The following is a 20,870-nucleotide window of genomic DNA, read 5'->3' as shown; positions in this document are numbered from 1 at the left end:
ATATTATTTAGTATTTAAAGAATTTAAGAATAGAAATAGTTTTATTATTGGATACCTCTATTCATTTTTAGGAGGAATTGGTTTAGTCGTAGTTATAATTAACATGATTTGAATAATCTATACAAAACTAGTTAACATCATTGTAATTTTTAAAAGTAAGTAAATATGCCAAACCCAATATATTCAAGGGTTTGGCATTTGTTTTTTATTGTTTATACATGATTTATCCAATATTTAACTTTAACAATAAACAACAGTTTTTACGGTAAAAAATTCAGGATAATCCTTGCCAGGTTGCAACTTTTTGACTTTCATTTCGTTAATTAAGTAGAAGCATAAACGGCAGTTATATAAGAAGGCTATCTATTAATAAAAAACGGAGGGATCATTTTGAAAAAATATTTAGTATTCATAGGTAGTTTTGCTCTATTCCTTATATTATTCGAAATTTTATCAGGATTGCTATTAACCGCATTTTATACCCCTAATGTTCCATCAATAAATAGTTATCAACAAGAAGTTTCCTTTGGTATTGATACTGGATATCCATATCTAATAATTTTGCTCACAGCCTCTTTAGCCTATTATTTCTCACAAAAATTAGGTAAAGCATTTAACAAAAAAGGTTAATTTCGTACGGGTGGGATATGTTGAAGTAGCAAAAGACCAATATTAGAGGTGATCTAAATGGAACGACTTTTAGTGAAAACTGCTATTTATTCATTTATAACTACATATTTAGTATTGCTAGCATTTATCGATAGAGTAAGGATGACGACAGATGTAAATGGAATGAATTCGGCTGAGGAAATTCCGTATCCCGACTTTTTCTTAATGATTTTAAAATACTCTATTATGATTACGTTTAGCATAGTCATGATTGTTTTTTTGTATAAAAAATATAAAAAAATAGGCGAAAAATAATTGCTCGATTAAACAGATAGAATCGTTTCTATTTTCCTCTCAGAATACGGATAATATCAAGAATGATTGAATTGAAATACACCTAAAAATGAGCCTTATAAGAGGGTGACTTAAAACCAAATGTCGCTTTATCCAATTAATTCACCAGCCTTCCACAACCTAGATCATTTTTATAGTTTTAAGTTTAAAATGTGACGCAAGGGAAGATTCAATAGATATTTCTAAAAAGTTTTATTAACAGGGATATATGCATTTCATTGTAATCTCTCCCCTCTAATAGTCTGAGTGTTAATCGATTAAAGAAAGACTTAAAAAACTTTTATACTCCCCATAACTTTTTATATAGGAGTAAACGTTATATAAAACGAAAGGCATTTTTGTCGGTTAATAAAAATGAATGGAGGAAATCGATGAAAGTTCTTATAATTGGTGGCACTCGTTTTCTAGGAAAAGCATTAGTTGCGGAAGCATTGAAAAAAGGACATGAAGTCACCTTATTTAATCGGGGTACAAATAAAGAGATATTTCCTGAAGTGGAGCATTTAATCGGCGATCGAGACGGTGATTTATCACTTTTGAAAAATCGAAAATGGGATGTTGCAATAGATACTTGTGGATTCGCTCCTCATCAAATCAAAAAGGCTGCGGCTGTACTTGGGGATAATATTGAGTATTATACGTACATCTCAAGCATCTCTGTTTATAAAGATTGGATTCCACACAATATTACGGAGGACTATCTTTTGCAATCGTTACCAAAAGATAAATTGAAAGCTGTTGAGGAAGGGTCAATTTCTCCTTACGAGTATTACGGTGCGCTGAAGGTACTATGTGAAGCTGAAGCTGAGAAGCATTGGCCAGGGCGTGTTTTGCATATTAGAGCAGGGCAGCTTGTCGGACCGTTTGACTATACAGATCGACTGCCGTACTGGGTGCAGCGGGTAGCACAAGGCGGAAAAATCATGGTACCAGGAAGTCCAAATCCTTTGGTTCAATTGATTGATATAAAGGATCTCGCAACATGGGTATTCAATATGGCAGAAACGAGAAAAGCAGGAACGTTTAATGTAACTGGGCCTGATTATGAATTGACTATGGCAGAGCTATTAAATACCTGTAAAGCTGTTACAAACAGTGATACGGAGTTTGTATGGGCAGATGAACAATTCGTATTAGAGCATAAAATACAGCCATGGACAGAAATGCCATTATGGATTCCTGAACACTATCCGTTAGAAGGAGAAAAAGAACCGTGGAAAGGATCGTTTCGTATCAGCATAGAAAAGGCTGTTGCCGCTGGACTTTCCTTCCGCCCTCTTGAAGAAACAATACATGATGTTTATCAATGGGAGAAGGATAGGCAGGATACAGAACGAAGAGCGGGGATTTCTCGGGATAAGGAGCAAGAGCTACTAAAGTCTTGGTTCCAAAAAGAGAGTAGTGAGACGTCATGATTAGGTACATTCTTTGCCATTAAGCAAAGGATATACTTTTACTAAACTCCCAATTAATCGAAAAAGCTTGTACAGTTATTCAGTAACAGGAAGCGATACTTCATAACGAAGCATCGCTTTTTCTATTTTCCTATCATGCAGGATGTTCGGAAAAGAAGAAGAATACTAAAGGTATAGCTTAAAAAAGACGATATGGGAGAGGACAATATTGCCAACGAATATCTACCTTGTACGACACGCCCATTCTACATATACCCCTGATGAATTAGGAAGACCTCTATCCGCTAAGGGTCTCGCCGATGCTGAAAGAATTAGCAACATACTCTGGAAAGAAAAGGTCGATCAGATTATTTCTAGTCCATACAAAAGAGCGATTCAAACAGTCGAGGGTATTGCAAACTTCTTAGGGAAAGAGATTATCCTTGAGGACGGCTTTAAGGAACGGACCTTATCCACAAAGCCTCTCCCTGAGGACTTTCAAACAGCTATTAAAAAGGTATGGGAGGATCCGACCTTTTCCTTCGAAGGTGGAGAATCTAATCAAATAGCTCAAAAGCGTGGAATAACAGCCATTTTAAAAGTATTAGTAACGCATGAAGAAAAAAATATTGTTGTAGGAACGCACGGGAATATTATGGTACTTATGATGAATTATTTTGATAAAAAATATCATTTTAACTTTTGGCAGGACCTTGAGATGCCGGATATTTATAGATTAACGTTTGAGAAAAAGAATTTAAAAGAAGTTAAAAGAATTTGGAGTCGAGCATAAGATTCTTATTAAATGAACTTGTTATGAAAGAGGAATCGAATTTGTATTTAAAAATCTTCGTTATATAGCTTTTATATTTTAATGTGTGGAATGGGGAATTTGTATGGAAATTGTTGAATTAAAGGATAGAAATAGCCTTTTTGATAAAGCAGTTCAAGTATTTTGGAAACAATGGGGAAACGAGAACAATTACAAATTTTATGAAGACGCTATCGTTCATTCTTGCACTACTTCATCAGATATCCCAAGGTTTTATGTGGCAATAGAAAATGGACAGATCATTGGTACATATGCATTATTAAGAAATGACCTGAATAGCCGCCAGGATCTATGCCCATGGCTTGCTTGCCTTTACGTTAATGAAGAGTTTAGAGGAAGAGAAATAGGCTCGAAGCTCCTTCAACATAGTTTACAAGAAGCAGCGAAAAAAGGATTCGATAAGCTTTATTTATCAACAGATCTTGAGGATTATTATGAAAAATATGGCTGGCGAAATAGTGGTCTCGTATATGGCGTAAGCGGTAATCATATCAAACTATATGAAAAAGAAACAGATTTAACCTAGTATTAAAAAGATGATAAGGGGCTATAAATGATGACTCTTGAAAAAGGAATTTATATTATAACGGGAATAATGGCAGCAGGAAAATCAACCATCGCACAAATATTAGCTGAGAAGTTTGAAAAAGGTGTTCATGTGCGAGGAGATACTTTTCGAAAAATGATCGTAACTGGGAAGCTCGAGATGACGCCAGATTATTCTCAAAGTGCCGTTGAGCAATTGCGACTTCGTTATAAAATGGCAGCAAACGTGACTGAAATGTATTATAATGCAGGGTTTTCAGTAGTTGTCCAAGATACTTATTTAGGAAAAGAGACCGCTTCTTTTTTAAACGAATTCGAATCTACTCCCATTTACTTTATAACACTAAATCCAAGCGTCGAAGAAGTCATTGAAAGAGAGAAAAAGCGAAATAAGTCAGGCTATACTACTTGGCACGTTAAATCTCTTTATGACGTACTTATCAATGAAAACCCAAGAATAGGACTTTGGCTAGATTCGTCGGATATGACTCCTGAAGAAACGGTATCTGAGATTGTGAAACGTTTATCTGAGGCAAGGATTAAATAAGCGCTTACCTGGTATAATTTCCACCACCGCTTAAATAACGAGTGCATATCGTTTTACTATTAGACTAACTGGCAGGATAGTTGGTAGAAAATCAAGGTTACATAGTAAACGATGTGCACAAAAAAGATTGCCTATCTTTATATTTGATATCTTGAAAGGAAGAGCAATGTACCTACATTTGTGCAACATTCATCTTCCCGCAACTTGGTTGTGAATTATTGTTTAATTTGTCAATTCAATAAGATGAGCTAATGACGAAGCCTTGGCACCAGTAAAATCATGTTAGAACCAATCAGCTCTTAAAATAATCTAATTCATTTAGAAATCGACTTCTTGTAAACTTTTTATTCAATACAGGTAGCTTCATCGCTCCGTTGTTCCGTGCAGAAATATGTCCACTAGTTTTTTTCCCACATCATAGCTTGATTCATATTGGCTCATTGTTTCTTTTCTATTTCCAATCAAGAGCATAGATGAGAAAAGCTGAGCAAGAAGCATCGGATCATTTTTTCTAAAAAACTGTTTGTCCATTGCACCCTCGAAATAATCAGCTAATAACCGATAAATCTGTAGTTCTGCCTCTCTAATCTCTTGAATTTGTTCTTCGTTTAAGTTACCCTCTGCCTCATTTATAATCGTTTGCAGCTCGGCATGTGGATTCGCTAGCCTTGCCTCAGCTACACGCACTAGCCCTGACTCTATACTCTCAGCTTCACGAAGTAAATACTTTATTTTTTCATACACATTATTTAACATTGTCGTCACAGAAGCTTTAAATAGTTCCGGCTTACTTGTGAAATGATAATAGATGGATGGTTTTGATACATTGCAAGCGTTGGCAATTTGTTGCAAGGACACTTGTTCATACCCTTTCTCCATAAAAAGCTTGGATGCAGTTCGAATAATCAGATCATGTATGGGCTCACATTCTTTATCGTGTTTTGGTCTACCTGGTACTCTATTCGTATGATTTTTCATAATTCCCTCCATGAACATTTTATGACAAATGCTCGTATTTATCAAAATCAACTTGTAATTATACTTACCAGTAAATATAATTTAATGGACTTCAAACAATCCTATCATTAATCGTGAGGTATCAAGCGAATGAAAAAGTTAAGTTATCTAACTACAATTTTTATGTTTTTCGCAACATTTGGAGGTGGAGTTGTCACTCGTACCGAATCAGGACTCGGCTGTGGGAACGAATGGCCTTTATGTCATGGAAAATTTGTTCCTGCCCATACACTCGCTTCCATTATTGAATATACACATCGACTAGTTAGCTCGACAGCAGGCATTCTTTCGATCATCACACTTATTTTATTTGTGATTTACTATCGACATCGTAAAGATTTAATCTTATTTGCAGTCTTAACGGTTGTTTTCGTGAGCATTCAAGGAATAATGGGTGCTCTCGCTGTCGTGTTTACTCAGTCCCCACCAGTTATGGCTTTACATTTAGGCTTTGCTTTTATATCACTTGCCTGCTCTTTAATGACGAGTCTTGGAGCAAGACAGGAAGAGAAATTAGGAGGATTAGCTTTATTTAACCAAATGCCGAGAACAAGTAATCGTCTTCGTAACTATGTTTGGATAACGACTGTTTATTCTTATGTAGTCGTCTATACGGGAGCATTTGTAAGTCATACAAACTCGGCAGCAGCATGCTCTGGTTTTCCACTTTGCAATGGAGTGATTTTTCCAGGTTTAACAGGTGCGGTAGGAATCGCCTTTCTCCACCGACTCGCTGGTCTCATCCTTGTCATTTTCATTCTTATCCTTTGCTGGCTTCTATTTCGTTTCTATTGGAACATTCGTGAGCTTAGAATTCTCGGATACTCATCTGTTGCACTCATTTTGTTTCAAGTTGCATCTGGCGCTAGTCTAATGTTCACAATGGACAATCCAGAGGTGTATATGTTCGTCGTGCTCGCTCATGTAACGAGCATTGCTGTCCTTTTTGGTCTTTTATCCTACATGAGTTATTTAGTGTGGAGACTAAGCAAACCAGTAGCGTCATAAAATAGTATTTTTATTTCACTGTAATAGAAACGGGGTTAGCTATTGTCATGTTAAAAATCAGGCATAAAAGCTTAAGGTTTAAAATAATCCTTGGCGCATGTTTATTCATACTTCTCGCTCTAGCATCGTTGTTTATATACTTGAATTCTGTAACATACCAACCGTCGGAACAAGCACTTTCTGACTTTCAAAGTGATAGCAAGGTTCGGGTGACTGAGGTAAAGGATGGGTATAAATTTGAATCTACTGATGATCAACAAATAAAAGAGCCCAATATCATCTTTTATCCAGGAGGATTAGTCGAGCCAATCAGCTATTCCCCTCTAGCAAGGGAGCTAGCTAAATCTGGTCATCGAGTCTATATTGCAAATATGCCGTTAAACCTTTCAATCTTCGGACAAAATAAGGCAGACTCTTTCCTTGCCGAATACCCAAAGGAATCCTATGTCATCGGCGGACATTCGTTAGGAGGCGTTTTTGCTTCAAGGTATGCGGTTGAACATACCGAAAAGCTTAAAGGAGTATTTTTTCTCGCTTCATATGCAGATGAAGACGGCGCTCTCAAAGATACAAATCTATCTGTGCTGCAACTTACTGGTACCAATGACGGAGTTCTAAACAAGAAGCAATGGGAGAAATCGAAAAAAAACCTTCCTAAAGACACAGCTTTTGTCAGTATAAATGGAGGAAACCACAGCCAATTCGGTTCATACGGCATGCAGGATGGAGACCAAAAACCAACGATCTCAGAGAGCAAGCAAATTGAAACAATTGTTATGGCTATGAAAGAATGGTTTATGCAAATGAATATTACTCCATAAGTTCAAATTGCAAAATAATATATAACTAGATTACTTTGTAGTGGGTTTTTTAGTGAATTTTGCTAATGACACGCATTTACTAGGGAATACTATTCACCCCAATATGCCTGTACAATTTTTACATAGTTCATTTCTCCATATGTATAAAATTTTTAATAGTGCATAAGTCATCCTATCAAAACAAGTAATTGTAACTAAATTAATTCCTAATGCTCTTTCTCCATATTAGTCGATGACGCATAATTAGAACTAGAAAAAAACATTACTTTAGGAGGTATAATGAGTGATCAGTACACTCGAAAGTAAGAAACTTGACCCAGAATGGACGGAATTACTTTTGCTAGCTCTTGAATTAGGACTATCTCCAAGTGAGATAAGAGAATTCTTCTTGAGTAACCAAAGACCTGAATAAGGTCTTTTTTGTTTCTTTCTTCGTCAAGGGGTAAATAAAAACATATTAGCCTATGATTCAGCTTCCTCTAGTCAGTACACTTAGTATTCAACAGTTCCTTCCCGTCATATAAGTAATCCACCATTTCCATAACGTTATTTTTAACGATTCGTCTAATAACGACAGGTTCCTCATCAATCTCTAATATGTAATAAAGAATATTTTAAGATATTCATCTAGGCAAGTCAGGTTTACACTCCAAATTGTCTTAAATGATGATCAAGATGCTTGTAGATTCCTTTTCCCCATTGCTCAGGAGTGAGTTTACCAAAAAAGGGATGGGGATGACTTGTGCATTTTTCAGGGCCGTTCTTTTGGAATGTAATAATTTTTTGCTTTAGTTTTTCTCTTTCGATTTCAAACTCTCTTTTATCTGCTATTAAAATAGTTGGAATTGTCGACATATTTTTTGGTGCTGGCTTATCGTTATAAAAAATAGGTTTGGCGAATCCTCCTACTACTATCCCTAACCAGCCTCTCTTCGGAAACGAATATCCCATTGCAATATCTTGAAAGGATGAGCAATGGGATAGCATTTGGGCGACATCCATCTTCCCCCAAATTGGTTGTGAATTTGCACTTAAACTATCAATCCGATTCAGTATTTCATCTTTATGCTTGGAAACAAATATAGAGTTCATCTGTATAGCTCCTTTTGTTTTAGTAGCTTCCGATCATTTAAAATTTTTATTTAGTGTATTATTCAACGTTATACTATTTTCCCCTTCTTTACTGTACGGCGCTTTCGTTAAACTGTAATGGTATTGGTAAATTTTATATGATATATTAATAGCATAACTTATTAAATGCTTTTAAAAAGTTTTTAAATACTTTTTAAAAGCATTTAATAAGACTAAAAAGAAGGTAATCCTAGTAGGTACCTCTACCTTTATTCGGAGACAATACTTCTATCCGATTAACAATCAGAAGCAAAAACTAATAAGAAGGAGAATCAATAGATGAAAACAGAAAAAGAAAAAATGCTGGCTGGTGAAATGTACAATCCAGCTGACCCCGAATTAGTAAAAGAACATCTGGAAGCAGGACGTAAGATTAGAATCTATAATCAAACACTAGAATCTGAAAAGGAATTACGAACAATTTTATTAAAGGAATTGCTCGGTTCAACTGGAGATAATGTATATATGGAGCCAAATATACGTTTTGATTATGGCTATAACACCTATGTTGGAGAAAACTTTTTTGCGAACTTCGACTGTACCATTTTAGATGTATGTGAAGTCCGATTTGGCGATAATTGCATGCTTGGACCAGGAGTACAAATCTATACAGCAACACACCCTCTTAATCCAATTGAACGTAATTCAGGTAAAGAATATGGAAAACCAATTACAATTGGAAACAATGTGTGGATTGGCGGAAGTGCTATTGTAAATCCAGGCGTAACGATAGGAAACAATGTTGTTATCGCCTCAGGTGCAGTTGTTACAAAAGATGTACCAGACAATGTAGTAGTTGGTGGAAATCCAGCAAGAATCATTAAGGAAATTGACTGATAGGTAATTAGTTAGCAAGACATCTTCCTTACATACCATTTTTCCTTACTTCTTAGTATAATAAAAGAAAGAATATTTCGACATTACAAAATAATAATTCATATATAGCAATTATTATCAAAAATATATTTTCACAACCCTCTAAACTTAGTAAGTGAGGTGAGCATCATGTATAGCGAAGTAACTAGAGATGTTATTTCTTTTTTAGAAGAGCATTTATTAGAAGAATGGCAATTAGAGGATTATGCAGTTCAAATTGGTTATTCTAAATTTCATTTATCGAGAGTTTTCAAACAAGAAACAGGAATGAACATCGGGGAGTATATTCGTAAACGTCGATTAGCGACAGCTGCGATGTACTTGTTATATTCAGATGAATCGATTATTCAAATAGCCTTTGAGTTGCAATTTCAATCCCAAGAGGCTTTTACTCGTTCTTTTAAAGAAGTCTATCAAATGCCACCAGGAAAATATCGTAAATTGATGCGAACACTACAAAGGACGGAGGAAGAAAATATGGGTGAACAAAAATTGATTAAAGGATGGGTTTTAAGTGGCTCACACCCGAATCTCTATGAAATGAAAGCCGACAATCAAGTATTTCATACGGGTACAAGCTCGGGCTTACTTGCGTCTGTTGGAGACGCAGGGGAAGGACAATTTGGCACGATGATGCAAAGCTTTTCAGCGGAAAAATGGAAAGGAAAACGGATTAAAGTTTCCTGTTTTTTAAAAACTGAAGAAGTTGTAAAGTGTGGGGCATGGTGTCGAATTGATAATGCTTCTAGTGATATGATCCAGTTTGATAATATGGACAATCGCCCAATCCAAGGTACAACTGATTGGAACTATTATTTTATCGTGCTAGATGTGCCTGAAGACAGCGTTTCAATACACTTTGGGGTTCTATTAATCGGAACAGGAAAGGTATGGGCTGACGGGTTTGCTTTTGAAGAGGTAGATCAATCGGTTCCTTCAACAAATATGCTAGCACAGGAGCAATTACCATTAGATCCAATTAATTTAGGATTTGATGAAATGTGATTATTTTCGATTTAGTTTTTGATCTATTTTTTGCAATTTATACTTCACTCGGTTTCGGAACAAAGGAATATAAAATTCAAACGAAGATGGAAAAGGTCGGTAAGCAATATCCGATTTTGTTGAATATTTATCAAACCAACCAAAAGCTTTTCGAAACAGATGATTATTTAGGAAACTTAGTTTTAAATTTAAATGTAAAAAATGAAGAAGCAACGAAAGAATTTGCCTCAATCATTCAGCAGTATTTTAACAAGTAGATTTATAAACGTACTATTCCCTTAAAACCATCTATCCTACATGCTGATAGATGGTTCATGTTATATTAGCTAAACTATTCCACAAAGCAACAAGTGCCTTTCATCCATTTATTTCGATAGGTCATATTCCAAATGCTCTTCATCCCACACAAGCTCATGGTCATCTACATGTACATGCCACTTTGCCTCTGGGACAACAGAGCGAATTTGCGAAAGCAAAGCCGACCAATGCTGAATACCATCCCACATCGCATCTTCGCTATTATCAGGTAGCTGGGTTGCACCTTCAAATATAACATCCGCTTCTGTAGGATCTTCATTGTCATAGACATAAAAGCTAGTCCAATTATATCCTTCACCCGTATTCATATATTTTTCGATTTCTTCATCAACGGAATAATCAATAATGAATTGATGAATAGCCTCTTGTTCTTCCTTCGTTAGCTTTTGTTTACGTGTTGCTGTGTAATAAATTGAAACACTCATCTTAAGCCCTCTCATTCTATTATGATAAGAAATAAAGACTGAGGTATCCGCAATCTTTTTACAATGTTTTTCCAGTTTACCTCATACTAATTATTAACGATATTCGCTCCGCCAACAAGGGTTTACGAGGCATTTTTTTGCCATTACAAAAACTATGTAAACATTCCAATAAAAACAAAACAGCTTTTCACTTAAAAATAAAGAATCATTTCAATTCCATCAAGATAGTTTAAAGGAGTCCACCTTCAAAATGCATGACATCAAGCCAATTGTCGCATTGTACGATCCCATTAAAAATGCAAACACTGGCTCAAATTATACCTAAAAATAATCTCCATTTAAAAAAATAAAAATTAAAGATTATTAATGATTGGAGTTTGCAATACTATAACTAAAAATGATGGAGTGGATCGTTATTGGAACCACATAATAAACAACACAATATTAAATTAACGTGCACAGAAATTGGTGGGCTTTGGGGAATTTTTAATCAGGAGAGTATGAATGTTCAATTTTTAACATATTTTCTGCATCACCTTCAGGATGAGGAAATCAAGCCACTTGCCAAAGAGGCATTGCATATTTCAGAAGGGAGATTAGAAAAGGTAAAGCAAATCTTTCTCGAGGAGAATTTCCCGATACCAGAAGGCTTTTCAGATGGTGATGTAAATTTGGCTGCCCCACAGCTCTTTCACGATGTGTTTACACTAAGTTATCTTTACATGACAAATCGACTTGGGATGATAAACTTTAGTTATTTTGCCTCTAATAATGTTCGATTAGACATCCTTGATTTCTTTACTGAGTGTATACATACAACAACTGAGATGTTTGGAAAAGCCGTAAAATTAATGCTCTCAAAGGGAATTTATGACCGCCCACCTAAAATGGAATACCCTAAGGAAATTGAGTTCGTTCAAAAAGGCTCCTTCCTTAACGGAATCGTTGGCAAAAAACGTCCACTCAATGCAATCGAATTGTCCGAGATCTTTTTTAACATAGAGCGAAATTATTTCTCTGTCATTATCATGTTAGGCTTTGCCCAAGTCATCAATGATAAGAAACTAAAAAATCACATACTAAGGGGAAAATCGATTAGTGAAAAACAAATCCAATTCTTCAACGACTTAATGATGGCGGAGGATCTTCTTGGCACAGTTACTGTCGGGATGGAAGTAACTGCCTCCACTGTCTCACCATTTTCCGATAAGCTAATTTTTGCTCTTATTAACATGCTGAATTCGGTAGACATCAGCCTCATATCACACGCCATGTCTGTAACAATGAGAACCGATTTGACAGCCCAATATAGCAAAATCATTGCAGAAGTCATGAATTACGCAAAGGACACCTTTGACATTTTAATTGAAAAAGAATGGCTCGAGCAGCCTCCCCTTGTAACGGACCGAAAGAAGTTGTTGGAATGAAAAAACAGATAACAAATAATCAAACAAGGATGCGTTTACCTATGATGGTAAAGGCATTTTTTTGTTTATATAAGTTTGCATACGATAATGAAAAAAATTTTTTTATTCGGATAACAGCGCAAATTTGTTGATATAGTGATAGTAGGAGGTGAATGAAACATCGTGGAGAAAAAACAATTAATTCAAAAGTTTAACCAACAAGCTGTAAAATATTCGAAAAGGCGGAAAAACCAAGAGAATAACAAATGGAGAAGGCACATTTTCCAAGCTGTCAAAGGGGACACTCTTGAGGTAGCGGTTGGAGCAGGAATGAATTTCTCATTTTACCCAAAAGATATTGAGTATGTAGGAGTGGATTTCAGCCCTAAAATGATTGAACATGCTGAGGAATCTGCAAAAGATTACGGCTTTAGAGCAAAATTTATTGTGTCAGATGTTGAGTCCCTTGAATTTCCTGATAATTCCTTTGATACGATTGTGTCATCTGGGTCTTTTTGTAGCTATGAAAACCCAGTTCATGTATTAAACCTTTTCAATAAATGGTGTAAAGCGAATGGACAGATCTTACTTATGGAACACGGTTTATCTTCCACCCCAACACTGGCTTGGATTCAAAAGAAATTTGATAAGCTCGCAGTGAAAGCATTCGGCTGCCACCAAAACCGCGATATCCTAGCTCTAGTCAAGCAATCCAATTTGAGCATAACCAAGCAAGAACGCGCAATCTTAGGGTATCTTTATTTAATCTGGGCAAAGCCAAATAAAGAGAATCAATGAATAATTGAACGTGAATCAAAATGGAATAGATATGAGCAAGCGAGTTTTGCTTTCTGTCTAAGTACAGTTGTATGGGGTGCTAGAATATCGGCATCCTTTATTTCTTGTGATAGGAGGTAAATTTAAAATCTAGATATAATAAAGAGCTTGAAATGTTTTGCTTGTTTTTTCAAAAGTTCTTTCTATGCTTTTACATCCATCTTTCCCTTTATATATTCTGCGATTTCTGTTTGTCCTCTTTCAACGGCAAATGCATACGCATCCATTTCCTTCATGTTGTCACCAGAGTATGTTATAAATACATCTATATGATTCTCTACTAACAATTTAACAACAGGAAAATGACCACCATATATCGCGGCCTAAAAATAACAGATTCGCAGGCATTCTTTTCATAAGCTTCCCGATAACCCTAAATAAGTACTCTAAACCTTGAACAAACGTTTGATTAAACAGTTGAACTCTTATGCAAACATTAACATTTAGCTTATAATGCTCTTTAATAAAAGTAATGTCTGAAATATCATCTATTTCTAGAGCTAACGAAAAAAATTCTGTTCCGATTATGATTTCTTCTTCATCGATGTGAATGGATACTTTATGATTCAGAACCTCGATTAATTGTTTTCGAATCATGTCTGCTAGTAATTGATAAGGTAATGGACTTTCCAATTCATAATCCATTTTCCCAACCCCAACTACTCTTATGATTTTTATTCTTAAATGTCGATATTTAGTTTACTCCTCATAAACTACCGAACCAATAAAAGTCAGTTTTTTACCATCAAGTGCGGCTTCCTCAATCGTTTCCGGGTATTCGAAGTCATATAATCGTATTGCAACATTGTATTGTTCGGATAAGTGTGGGCCATAAAAATCTACAAGTTCATCAATTATTGTATCCGAGTATGAAGCATTCCTTAGTAATTCTGACAGGGAAGATGTAGGGGGATCAATAAATGTACATTCTACTAAATCTTGATTGTACTCGATAAAGTCTAGTTTAAAATCATTCATAAATGTCGATGGAATTCTCTCACCAGTTTCATCAAGTTTTATATCAACATATTGTCTTAGGAAGTTTTCATTTTTACAATTTCCCAACCATAGAGATACTGATCCTGGACGTTCCACAACTTATTCCCCCTTTGACAAAATGTGGACGGTTCTTTCACTTCCAAAGAAGCATGAGAACCGTCCACATATTTTCATGGATACCATGAAAGTTTGGCATCACTATCTAATGGTTGAGTTTTAATTTCAGCACTCAAAGTATTGAACCATTGACTTAGGATTTCTTCCTTTGCTAGCTTTGCATTGTCATCATCTTCCCAAATGATATGAGAAAACCAAGCTCCAGTTGCCCACTCAAATTGCAGCTCAGCGTAGGCAATCTTAACGTGTTCAGCTTCTTCAAAATTGCCATTTACAGCAGAAGCGACAGCAGGTGCTTGCGGTAATAATTCATTTTCAAGCTTTTCTTTTATACTAGTATCTTCAAGCTGATTCCACATCACTAATCTGCCATCAATTTGATAAAAAATATCAAAAGAAGGCTGTTCCCTCATATCTACTAGGACAAAGGCACGCTCTACAGAGTTATCAGTTGCCTTAACGACATTTACAATAATATTCTGTGCCATTTCCACCCAGTAATTCCTAGCTTCTTCCTCTGGTGACTCAATGTAAAGCTCAGATTCAAGCTCTGACAAAGCAGCTTCTCCTTTATTCACTTCTTCCACTTTCTTAAAAAAACGATTAAAAAAACCCATTAAATGTAAATCCTCCAATTCTTTTAATAAGGGAATATATGATTATGCTTAGCAAAACACCCCAATATCGAATCTTATTCTACAAATTTTACCAATATCTTTGTCGGGTAAAAGGTACTATTTTACTGACTCTGTCAAACGAACCTAGAAACGATATCAATAATCTCCTTTTTCTCCAAATGAGAATCTAGGAATATATTTGTATACAAATCGATTATTATCTCCTATTCTGTCAAGATCTATATACCTTCCGCAGCCCCTTTAAAAAGCTTCACAGCCTCGTTTCCATTAACGATTATTGGTTGCTCAAGGGTTCCTATGTTAATCTTTTTTATACTATCATTTACATCAAATTCGCTGTTTATAAATTTAAGATTGTTAATGATGCATTCCCAAAATTCCACTCCATTAATCTCACAATTTTCATATTCCACATCATTAAGTACACTATAGGCAAATACATCATCTAATTTACAACTATTAAAATATATCTTTTCAAACTTCGTTTCATTTGAGTTTATTTTTCGAAGTGTACAATTTTCAAAAGTGGAATGTTCGATGTGACTAAAATCCAGAACAGCCTTCCCAAAGTTTACATTTCTAAAGGTAATATTACTTAATTTACAATCATATAATTTTGCTCCTCCAAAATTGATATTCTCAAATACCATATTATGAAAGATGCATCCTGTTATATATACATTTACAAAGTTTAACCTTGATAGATCGTTTTGTGAGAAATCTATTTCATCTAAAATTAACCTCTTGCCCTCTAGCTCATTTTTTTGTGCAGAATCTATATATTTATTATGATCGCTTATCAATAAATCTAGCTCTTTTTGTTCGATTTTTTTCATTATCATTATCGTTGTCCACCATAGCATTTATTTTCTGATCCTTTAATTTTCCCACTTTAAATTCTCTAATATTCTTCTATCTATATATGACTCTGTTATCACTGAAAAATCGTCCGAATTGTTGTGGAGACCATGAGACAGGATAATTTTTTCCCCATTATCCATAACGAACTCAACACCAACCTCATTGGCCAATTCAGCAAGCAATGCATTTTGCGGAATACTCTTAATAATACTAATCTCTTCAATCCTATGCCCTACGATTTGACGCCAATAAGAGCTGCTATATTGTTTATCCAAGGCATTAATCGAAAATAAATCAGTATCAGTTTCGATAGGATCATCAGATACATAGCCTGTGTCATTTCTTTCCACCCAAATAAGAACTGAATTTCGCTCTGGGTCACTTGCTGCCCCTATAACTAATCCAGAATGAAAATACATTAACACATGTCCTGCAGTTAATGAGAATACGTCTTCTTCAGCAATTCCACATTGCACCATTGCTTCATGACTCTCCCACCAGCTAAACCTTATCATTTTGTATAGTGTCTGATGTTTCACCTTTTGAAACAATTTACGATTCTCAGATGGTAAGGAACTTACTCTAATGTCAGCATCCAATTAGATTTCCTCATTTCTATCTATATTTTAAAGAAAGCATTTTAAAACAACTTCAATGTAAAACAAGTTTTCTCGCTCTTTTAATAAAGAAATCATCGAGCTACCCTTGGTTACTAAAAACTATATAGACTTAAGGTAAGTAAAACTATTGTTGAATATTTACAAGAAAATCTTCGAGAATTTTCTTAACAGCTACTCCTGATTTGGGGATTAATTCATTTACTCGTTTTAGTATGATATGATTCTCTGCGATTATTTTTATACTTTCTGGTGTTGTATAGCTTCTTAGTGTATCAATACAAATTACAAATAGCTCTTCATCTTGAATATTTAGTAATGATAATAGAATCTGAAGTTCATAGTTCGTGCAATTGCTATCAAGACAGTAAGCTAGCTTCTTTTGCCATTCTAAAGGTTTCGTAAGGACCTTTCGTGCTAGCTCTTGCCAATCTTCTGTGCTAAACTCTGATAGTATTTCACTTGCAATCATACAACCATCGTCATACCAGGAATCTACTGATGTTTCGGCAGATAGTAGGTTATCTAAATCTTTATACATGTTTAGCACCCTTCACTCGTTGAAATTAAAAGCATGATGTCTAATTCAATCTCTGCATTACTTTCTACTGGTATCTTAAAGGAGACTATATTAAAAAAAGACTTCTTCAAATTAGTATATCGTCTACCAATTATTTCCATTTTATTTTTTCTTGAAATATTCATAAACTAGTTTCGTATGTCCATTTTCAAAAATATACTTCTTTAACGAAACTCCTGGGGTAATCACTCTCATATACAAAGGAATAACATATGGAAGATTGTTATAAAGTGAGTCCACGATCTCTTCTGGTTGTTGCAAGTTATTTAATTCTAATATCAAGGGACAATCTTTATAATCCTCTTCTCTCCAATCATCATCTACATAATTATATCCAAGTTTTATCTCTTCTGATTCTGATAGTTGTACCAAATTATACAACCCCCAGTAACTACTCTCATGTTTTGTGAAACGAACTTTTAACAATGCTTCAACATCATTCGTTACTTTGTCAATGTCATCTTGCTTTATTCCTATTTTTACATATTTCTCTATCCTTGTGTCTCCACCCTTAGGAATTGATATAAATACTGCCAGCTGATTTTACTTAACGGCTTGTGCTTTCATCCAATTTTTAGCTTCCTCATTATTTAAAATACTCGGATTATCAATAGTGCCAATATTAATACTTGTTATCATTGCCTCCTCAATTCCCCTTACACCTGACATATTCACACCATTTAGGAGTACATTTTTAAAGGAAGCTACACTTAGGTCCGCATTTTTTAAAATAGCATTTTGTAAATTTGTATCATGAAACAAGCATGCTATTAAATTTGAATTTGAAAGGTCAGCTTCTTGAAAATTAGCTTCATAGCAATCCGCCTTCGCTAACTTCGTATGACACATATTTGCTCCTGAAAAATTTGTATATGATAAGTCAGATTTATAAAAATTAGCTCCATCTAAATTGGCAGAAATAAACTTTGATGAGCATAAAACCGAATAATGAAAGTCCTTCCCTTGCAAGTCCATACTATGAAACATGCATTCTGTTATATATCCTTGATCTAAAGGATAATTTTTCAAATCAATGCTCCTCATATCTTCTTCATCAAGCACTAACTTAGACCCTTGCTTTCCAACTGTATCAATCCATAATTGATGCTGCTGTAGGAGTACGATGATGTTATTCTGACTACTATTCATGATAATTCCTCCAATTTAGGGTACCAAATTTAATAACTTTTCCCTTTTTGACTAAAAAGTTAATATTCCGCGAGTTTATCTTTTAAATAATTCGCAATGTCTAATTGGCCTCTCTCAATTGCAAATTCATAAGCTCCTATATCTTGCATCCCATCACCTGTGTATTTAACAGAATAATCAATACCGTTCTGAACGAGCATTTTCACAATATTGAGATGCCCACCATAAATGGCTGAGAATAATGGATTTTTATTTGGTTCACTAACATCAAGACTTGCGCCGCACTCAAGTAAGTACTCTACAATATGAATTTCACCTTCACTCGCTGCATGAGCAATAGGAGCAGACTTCGGTACACCTTCGTTGATGTTCATATCCATACCAGATTCAACAAGAAATTTTATCATTTCCAGTTCACCAGCTCTTGCCGCAACATGCAGCCACGTTCCATAAGGTGTGACAAAATCAAGCATAGTCTTATCAGTAAGCATTATCTCTTTCGCTTGTTCTGTATCGCCATTCTTTATTAAATCATAAATTTTTACTGCTCTTTCCTTACGTTCCAATGAAGCCTCCTAGACAATTTGATGCTGTTCAAAAACCATGGCAAGTAGAACAATAAAATGAACAAACATAAAAGACTACTTATATGGAACAGCACCAATAAATGTAAATTCTATAAAAAAGGGGGCAATCATGGTTTTCTTTTAACTTACCATAATTGCTCCTTTTCGAAGGGAATACTAAAATAATGTATTTACTTTCTCACCTAAAAAAATGTTCATAAACTAGTTTTGCTTCTCCATCTATAAATTTGTATTTCCTCGATGAAATATTAGGTTCAATAACTGTAATAGTTAGAGGTATAATATAGGGTAGTTTTCGACAAATTACATTCATTGTTTCTTCAGATTGTTGTAGATTATTTAATTCAACTAGTAGAGGACAATCTTTATGCTCTTCCTCTCGCCAATCCTCATCTACATAGTTATACCCAAGTTTTATATCTGATGATTTAGATATTTTTGCCAGATTATATATACCCCAATAACTACTCTCATGTATTGTAAACTTAATTTGCAATAATTCTTCCAAATCATTTGTTACTTCATCAATATTATTAGTTTTAACTCCTAATACTATAAAATTTTTTATCATTGTGTCACCCTTAAGATAAGTCTTCTAAGTGAAAAAACACTTAACAGAACTCGTTTTGCCTTGACCCTAATTTCACCATATTCTCACTCATTATTCTCTCCTATCAATTAACTTTTCAGATAATCCTTCCAAGCAACATTTGGAGAAAAAGTTACACCCATCCGATCCTCATCAAAACTTGGTACAGCTATAATTTGAGCTGGTTCCAAATATTCCATTACAGATAACCAACTATCCAGTAACGTATCAATATCGGCTTCTAATGGATTATGTAAAAGATTAATACCAATGCCTCCCCAATCAAGCTCTGATATTGTAGCTGGGCTATTTAGTAAAAATCCCCTATCAAACATTTCTAAAATATGACTACTAAAGTATGTTCTAACTCCTACCCCTAAAGGGCCATTTGGAAAAAACCTAACTGGTATAGGTTGCGAGGATATTTCCATCCACATTTGTAATCGCTCACGTTCTGTATTCCATGGATATGATAAAGGCCAAAAAATTTGAGTTACCCCGTAACTCGGTTTGGCAATTTCTGCAATTTGATCGGAAAAATCAAAAAATGCAGGCCATAATTTTTCAGGTATTGATTTATGAAATTCAAATTCCATAAATGAACGATAACTCCAGTTAACTTGAAATCGTCCTGTGTAGCTCACAGATTTATCACGATATAAATAGACTTCTGATACTGTACGCTCCGAAATTACTTTTTCTAAAATTTCCAGGCGGTTATACTCTACTCGTACCGTTTCACAGTTTCCCCAATGCGTAGGAGCAAATTTTTCATTTGACTCAAATAGATCCAAAAGACGACCTAATTCTTCCTCTTTATTAAAAGATACTGTTGGATACATTGTTATTGTGAAAAAATCTGGTTTCATGTATATCCTCCTTAATACTGAGAATTGAGTCCTCTTCTAAAACATCCGTAATCCACTCTTCAAAACCTTTCTAAGTATGTAAAACCGGACTACAATCATTATTAATTAAACAATTTTTTCCTAATCATTATTTGTTATGAAGTAGAAGCAGCTAGAATCACCATAATTAAGGTCTGCAGTATTTTCCCGACTCCTTTAGCTAGAAATCTATTTCTTTGTCAAAATTCAAATAACGATGCCTAAAAATAAAAAGAATTGATGTACAATCTTAGATCTATCTGTAATACTTGATACACCTTTCTTGAAAAGGGATTCTATCATCGAGAAGCACTTCTTCTTGCAGCCATTTTGTTATGTTTTCTAATTTCCCAATGAATAGTGCGAAGAAGTCGCCCGAATTCGGATATGAAAATAGTCCATACCCCTTAGGTGACAGTATTTTGTTGGCCTCCCTGATCTTTTCGGGTAAATATTCATAATTAAATGCTTCTAATTTCTCGAGTTCTTCTTTTTTTGCTAATTCAATTTGGTCGGCAAATTCGTAATCAAGAATAAAATTGACAATTTCTTGGTATTGCTCACCTTTATAGTCAACGTATAAAAACTTTTTCGTCGTCAATCCATATTTTAATAGGTCTTCGTGTAAGTCGTAACTTCCTTGCTCATTCAATAACGTTTCCAACTCCTTGCTATCAGGGAAAATAACCTGCGCTATCCCTTGATCAGGCATATTAGCTT

Annotated in this window: 29 protein-coding genes and 1 pseudogene; 14 read left to right on the top strand and 16 right to left on the bottom strand. The window is 34.8% G+C overall.

Annotated features, from left to right (window positions below; translation table 11 throughout):
* Positions 1 to 390: 390 nt before the first annotated feature.
* The 6 genes from HU235_RS17370 to HU235_RS17345 all read left to right on the top strand — a co-directional run bounded on the left by HU235_RS17370 (position 391) and on the right by HU235_RS17345 (position 4,282).
* Positions 391 to 630 carry a hypothetical protein gene (locus HU235_RS17370; RefSeq protein WP_174881029.1) on the top strand — a complete coding sequence of 80 codons (240 nt, stop codon included), beginning with the start codon at positions 391 to 393 and terminating at the stop codon, positions 628 to 630.
* A 57-nt stretch (positions 631 to 687) separates the two neighbouring features.
* Positions 688 to 924, top strand: a complete 237-nt coding sequence (locus HU235_RS17365) for a hypothetical protein (RefSeq protein WP_174881028.1) — start codon at positions 688 to 690, stop codon at positions 922 to 924.
* A 410-nt stretch (positions 925 to 1,334) separates the two neighbouring features.
* The gene (locus tag HU235_RS17360) at positions 1,335 to 2,378 is read left to right on the top strand and encodes an SDR family oxidoreductase (protein WP_174881027.1); all 1,044 of its coding nucleotides are present in this window, start codon (positions 1,335 to 1,337) and stop codon (positions 2,376 to 2,378) included.
* A gap of 208 nt (positions 2,379 to 2,586) precedes the next feature.
* Positions 2,587 to 3,150 (top strand): histidine phosphatase family protein, encoded by a 564-nt coding sequence (locus tag HU235_RS17355; RefSeq protein WP_174881026.1) that lies wholly within the window; start codon positions 2,587 to 2,589, stop codon positions 3,148 to 3,150.
* 103 nt (positions 3,151 to 3,253) lie between these two features.
* Positions 3,254 to 3,715: a GNAT family N-acetyltransferase gene (locus HU235_RS17350; RefSeq protein WP_145583194.1), complete on the top strand. Its 462-nt coding sequence runs from the start codon at positions 3,254 to 3,256 to the stop codon at positions 3,713 to 3,715.
* 30 nt (positions 3,716 to 3,745) lie between these two features.
* The gene (locus HU235_RS17345; protein WP_174881025.1) at positions 3,746 to 4,282 is read left to right on the top strand and encodes an AAA family ATPase; all 537 of its coding nucleotides are present in this window, start codon (positions 3,746 to 3,748) and stop codon (positions 4,280 to 4,282) included.
* A 363-nt stretch (positions 4,283 to 4,645) separates the two neighbouring features.
* Here the strand turns inward: HU235_RS17345 and HU235_RS17340 are convergent, their stop codons facing one another.
* A complete protein-coding gene (locus HU235_RS17340) occupies positions 4,646 to 5,260 on the bottom strand; it encodes a TetR/AcrR family transcriptional regulator (RefSeq protein ID WP_174881024.1) in 615 nt (204 codons plus the stop codon).
* A gap of 129 nt (positions 5,261 to 5,389) precedes the next feature.
* Between HU235_RS17340 and HU235_RS17335 the strand changes: the two genes are divergently transcribed.
* From HU235_RS17335 to sinI, 3 genes are all read left to right on the top strand, one after another.
* A complete protein-coding gene (locus HU235_RS17335) occupies positions 5,390 to 6,307 on the top strand; it encodes a COX15/CtaA family protein (protein WP_174881023.1) in 918 nt (305 codons plus the stop codon).
* Between the two features lie 140 nt (positions 6,308 to 6,447).
* Positions 6,448 to 7,128, top strand: a complete 681-nt coding sequence (locus HU235_RS17330; RefSeq protein ID WP_233452256.1) for an alpha/beta hydrolase — start codon at positions 6,448 to 6,450, stop codon at positions 7,126 to 7,128.
* Positions 7,129 to 7,411: 283 nt separating this feature from the next.
* Complete coding sequence (gene sinI / locus HU235_RS17325) at positions 7,412 to 7,540, top strand: DNA-binding anti-repressor SinI (protein WP_095303034.1); 129 nt, start codon at positions 7,412 to 7,414, stop codon at positions 7,538 to 7,540.
* 230 nt (positions 7,541 to 7,770) lie between these two features.
* Here the strand turns inward: sinI and HU235_RS17320 are convergent, their stop codons facing one another.
* Positions 7,771 to 8,220: a DUF1569 domain-containing protein gene (locus HU235_RS17320; RefSeq protein ID WP_174881021.1), complete on the bottom strand. Its 450-nt coding sequence runs from the start codon at positions 8,218 to 8,220 to the stop codon at positions 7,771 to 7,773.
* Between the two features lie 318 nt (positions 8,221 to 8,538).
* Between HU235_RS17320 and HU235_RS17315 the strand changes: the two genes are divergently transcribed.
* The 3 genes from HU235_RS17315 (at position 8,539) to HU235_RS17305 (ending at position 10,397) form a co-directional block, all read left to right on the top strand.
* A complete protein-coding gene (locus HU235_RS17315; RefSeq protein ID WP_174881020.1) occupies positions 8,539 to 9,096 on the top strand; it encodes a sugar O-acetyltransferase in 558 nt (185 codons plus the stop codon).
* Positions 9,097 to 9,264: 168 nt separating this feature from the next.
* Positions 9,265 to 10,140 carry a helix-turn-helix transcriptional regulator gene (locus tag HU235_RS17310; protein WP_095303037.1) on the top strand — a complete coding sequence of 292 codons (876 nt, stop codon included), beginning with the start codon at positions 9,265 to 9,267 and terminating at the stop codon, positions 10,138 to 10,140.
* Complete coding sequence (locus HU235_RS17305; RefSeq protein WP_095303038.1) at positions 10,137 to 10,397, top strand: hypothetical protein; 261 nt, start codon at positions 10,137 to 10,139, stop codon at positions 10,395 to 10,397. The genes HU235_RS17310 and HU235_RS17305 overlap by 4 nt, the downstream gene beginning before the upstream one ends.
* Positions 10,398 to 10,505: 108 nt before the next feature.
* On the opposite strand, the gene HU235_RS17300 is transcribed toward HU235_RS17305, so the two are convergent.
* Positions 10,506 to 10,883, bottom strand: a complete 378-nt coding sequence (locus HU235_RS17300; protein WP_174881019.1) for a hypothetical protein — start codon at positions 10,881 to 10,883, stop codon at positions 10,506 to 10,508.
* A gap of 416 nt (positions 10,884 to 11,299) precedes the next feature.
* On the opposite strand from HU235_RS17300, the gene HU235_RS17295 reads away from it, so the two are divergent.
* Entirely contained in the window at positions 11,300 to 12,310 is a 1,011-nt protein-coding gene (locus tag HU235_RS17295) for a DUF3231 family protein (RefSeq protein WP_174881018.1), read from the top strand.
* A gap of 162 nt (positions 12,311 to 12,472) precedes the next feature.
* Positions 12,473 to 13,087, top strand: coding sequence for a class I SAM-dependent methyltransferase (locus HU235_RS17290; protein WP_174881017.1), 615 nt, complete (start codon positions 12,473 to 12,475; stop codon positions 13,085 to 13,087).
* A gap of 182 nt (positions 13,088 to 13,269) precedes the next feature.
* Here the strand turns inward: HU235_RS17290 and HU235_RS17285 are convergent.
* From HU235_RS17285 to HU235_RS17225, 13 genes and pseudogenes are all read right to left on the bottom strand, one after another.
* A pseudogene (locus tag HU235_RS17285) lies at positions 13,270 to 13,449 on the bottom strand (ankyrin repeat domain-containing protein); the annotation flags it as partial.
* Positions 13,415 to 13,771 carry a hypothetical protein gene (locus HU235_RS17280; RefSeq protein ID WP_174881016.1) on the bottom strand — a complete coding sequence of 119 codons (357 nt, stop codon included), beginning with the start codon at positions 13,769 to 13,771 and terminating at the stop codon, positions 13,415 to 13,417. The gene HU235_RS17280 and the pseudogene HU235_RS17285, both read right to left, overlap by 35 nt.
* Before the next feature lie 54 nt (positions 13,772 to 13,825).
* Positions 13,826 to 14,221, bottom strand: coding sequence for an immunity 22 family protein (locus HU235_RS17275; RefSeq protein ID WP_174881015.1), 396 nt, complete (start codon positions 14,219 to 14,221; stop codon positions 13,826 to 13,828).
* A 74-nt stretch (positions 14,222 to 14,295) separates the two neighbouring features.
* Positions 14,296 to 14,859, bottom strand: coding sequence for a hypothetical protein (locus HU235_RS17270; protein WP_174881014.1), 564 nt, complete (start codon positions 14,857 to 14,859; stop codon positions 14,296 to 14,298).
* Between the two features lie 239 nt (positions 14,860 to 15,098).
* A complete protein-coding gene (locus HU235_RS17265; RefSeq protein WP_174881013.1) occupies positions 15,099 to 15,722 on the bottom strand; it encodes a pentapeptide repeat-containing protein in 624 nt (207 codons plus the stop codon).
* A 36-nt stretch (positions 15,723 to 15,758) separates the two neighbouring features.
* Entirely contained in the window at positions 15,759 to 16,340 is a 582-nt protein-coding gene (locus HU235_RS17260; RefSeq protein ID WP_233452255.1) for a hypothetical protein, read from the bottom strand.
* A gap of 145 nt (positions 16,341 to 16,485) precedes the next feature.
* A complete protein-coding gene (locus HU235_RS17255) occupies positions 16,486 to 16,899 on the bottom strand; it encodes a hypothetical protein (RefSeq protein ID WP_174881012.1) in 414 nt (137 codons plus the stop codon).
* A gap of 141 nt (positions 16,900 to 17,040) precedes the next feature.
* Complete coding sequence (locus HU235_RS17250) at positions 17,041 to 17,310, bottom strand: hypothetical protein (RefSeq protein WP_174881011.1); 270 nt, start codon at positions 17,308 to 17,310, stop codon at positions 17,041 to 17,043.
* A gap of 171 nt (positions 17,311 to 17,481) precedes the next feature.
* Positions 17,482 to 18,087: a pentapeptide repeat-containing protein gene (locus HU235_RS17245; RefSeq protein ID WP_174881010.1), complete on the bottom strand. Its 606-nt coding sequence runs from the start codon at positions 18,085 to 18,087 to the stop codon at positions 17,482 to 17,484.
* 59 nt (positions 18,088 to 18,146) lie between these two features.
* A complete protein-coding gene (locus HU235_RS17240; RefSeq protein WP_174881009.1) occupies positions 18,147 to 18,653 on the bottom strand; it encodes an ankyrin repeat domain-containing protein in 507 nt (168 codons plus the stop codon).
* A 199-nt stretch (positions 18,654 to 18,852) separates the two neighbouring features.
* Complete coding sequence (locus tag HU235_RS17235; RefSeq protein ID WP_174881008.1) at positions 18,853 to 19,245, bottom strand: hypothetical protein; 393 nt, start codon at positions 19,243 to 19,245, stop codon at positions 18,853 to 18,855.
* Positions 19,246 to 19,352: 107 nt separating this feature from the next.
* Positions 19,353 to 20,132 (bottom strand): hypothetical protein, encoded by a 780-nt coding sequence (locus tag HU235_RS17230; protein WP_174881007.1) that lies wholly within the window; start codon positions 20,130 to 20,132, stop codon positions 19,353 to 19,355.
* A gap of 274 nt (positions 20,133 to 20,406) precedes the next feature.
* On the bottom strand, positions 20,407 to 20,862 hold the full coding sequence (locus HU235_RS17225) for a hypothetical protein (protein ID WP_174881006.1): 456 nt from the start codon (positions 20,860 to 20,862) through the stop codon (positions 20,407 to 20,409).
* Between the last annotated feature and the right edge of the window lie 8 nt (positions 20,863 to 20,870).

Source organism: Metabacillus niabensis, assembly GCF_902829255.1.
Taxonomy (GTDB): domain Bacteria; phylum Bacillota; class Bacilli; order Bacillales; family Bacillaceae; genus Metabacillus; species Metabacillus niabensis.
The sequence above is the reverse complement of the archived record's forward strand: the minus strand, read 5'-3'. Positions and strand labels throughout refer to the sequence as shown.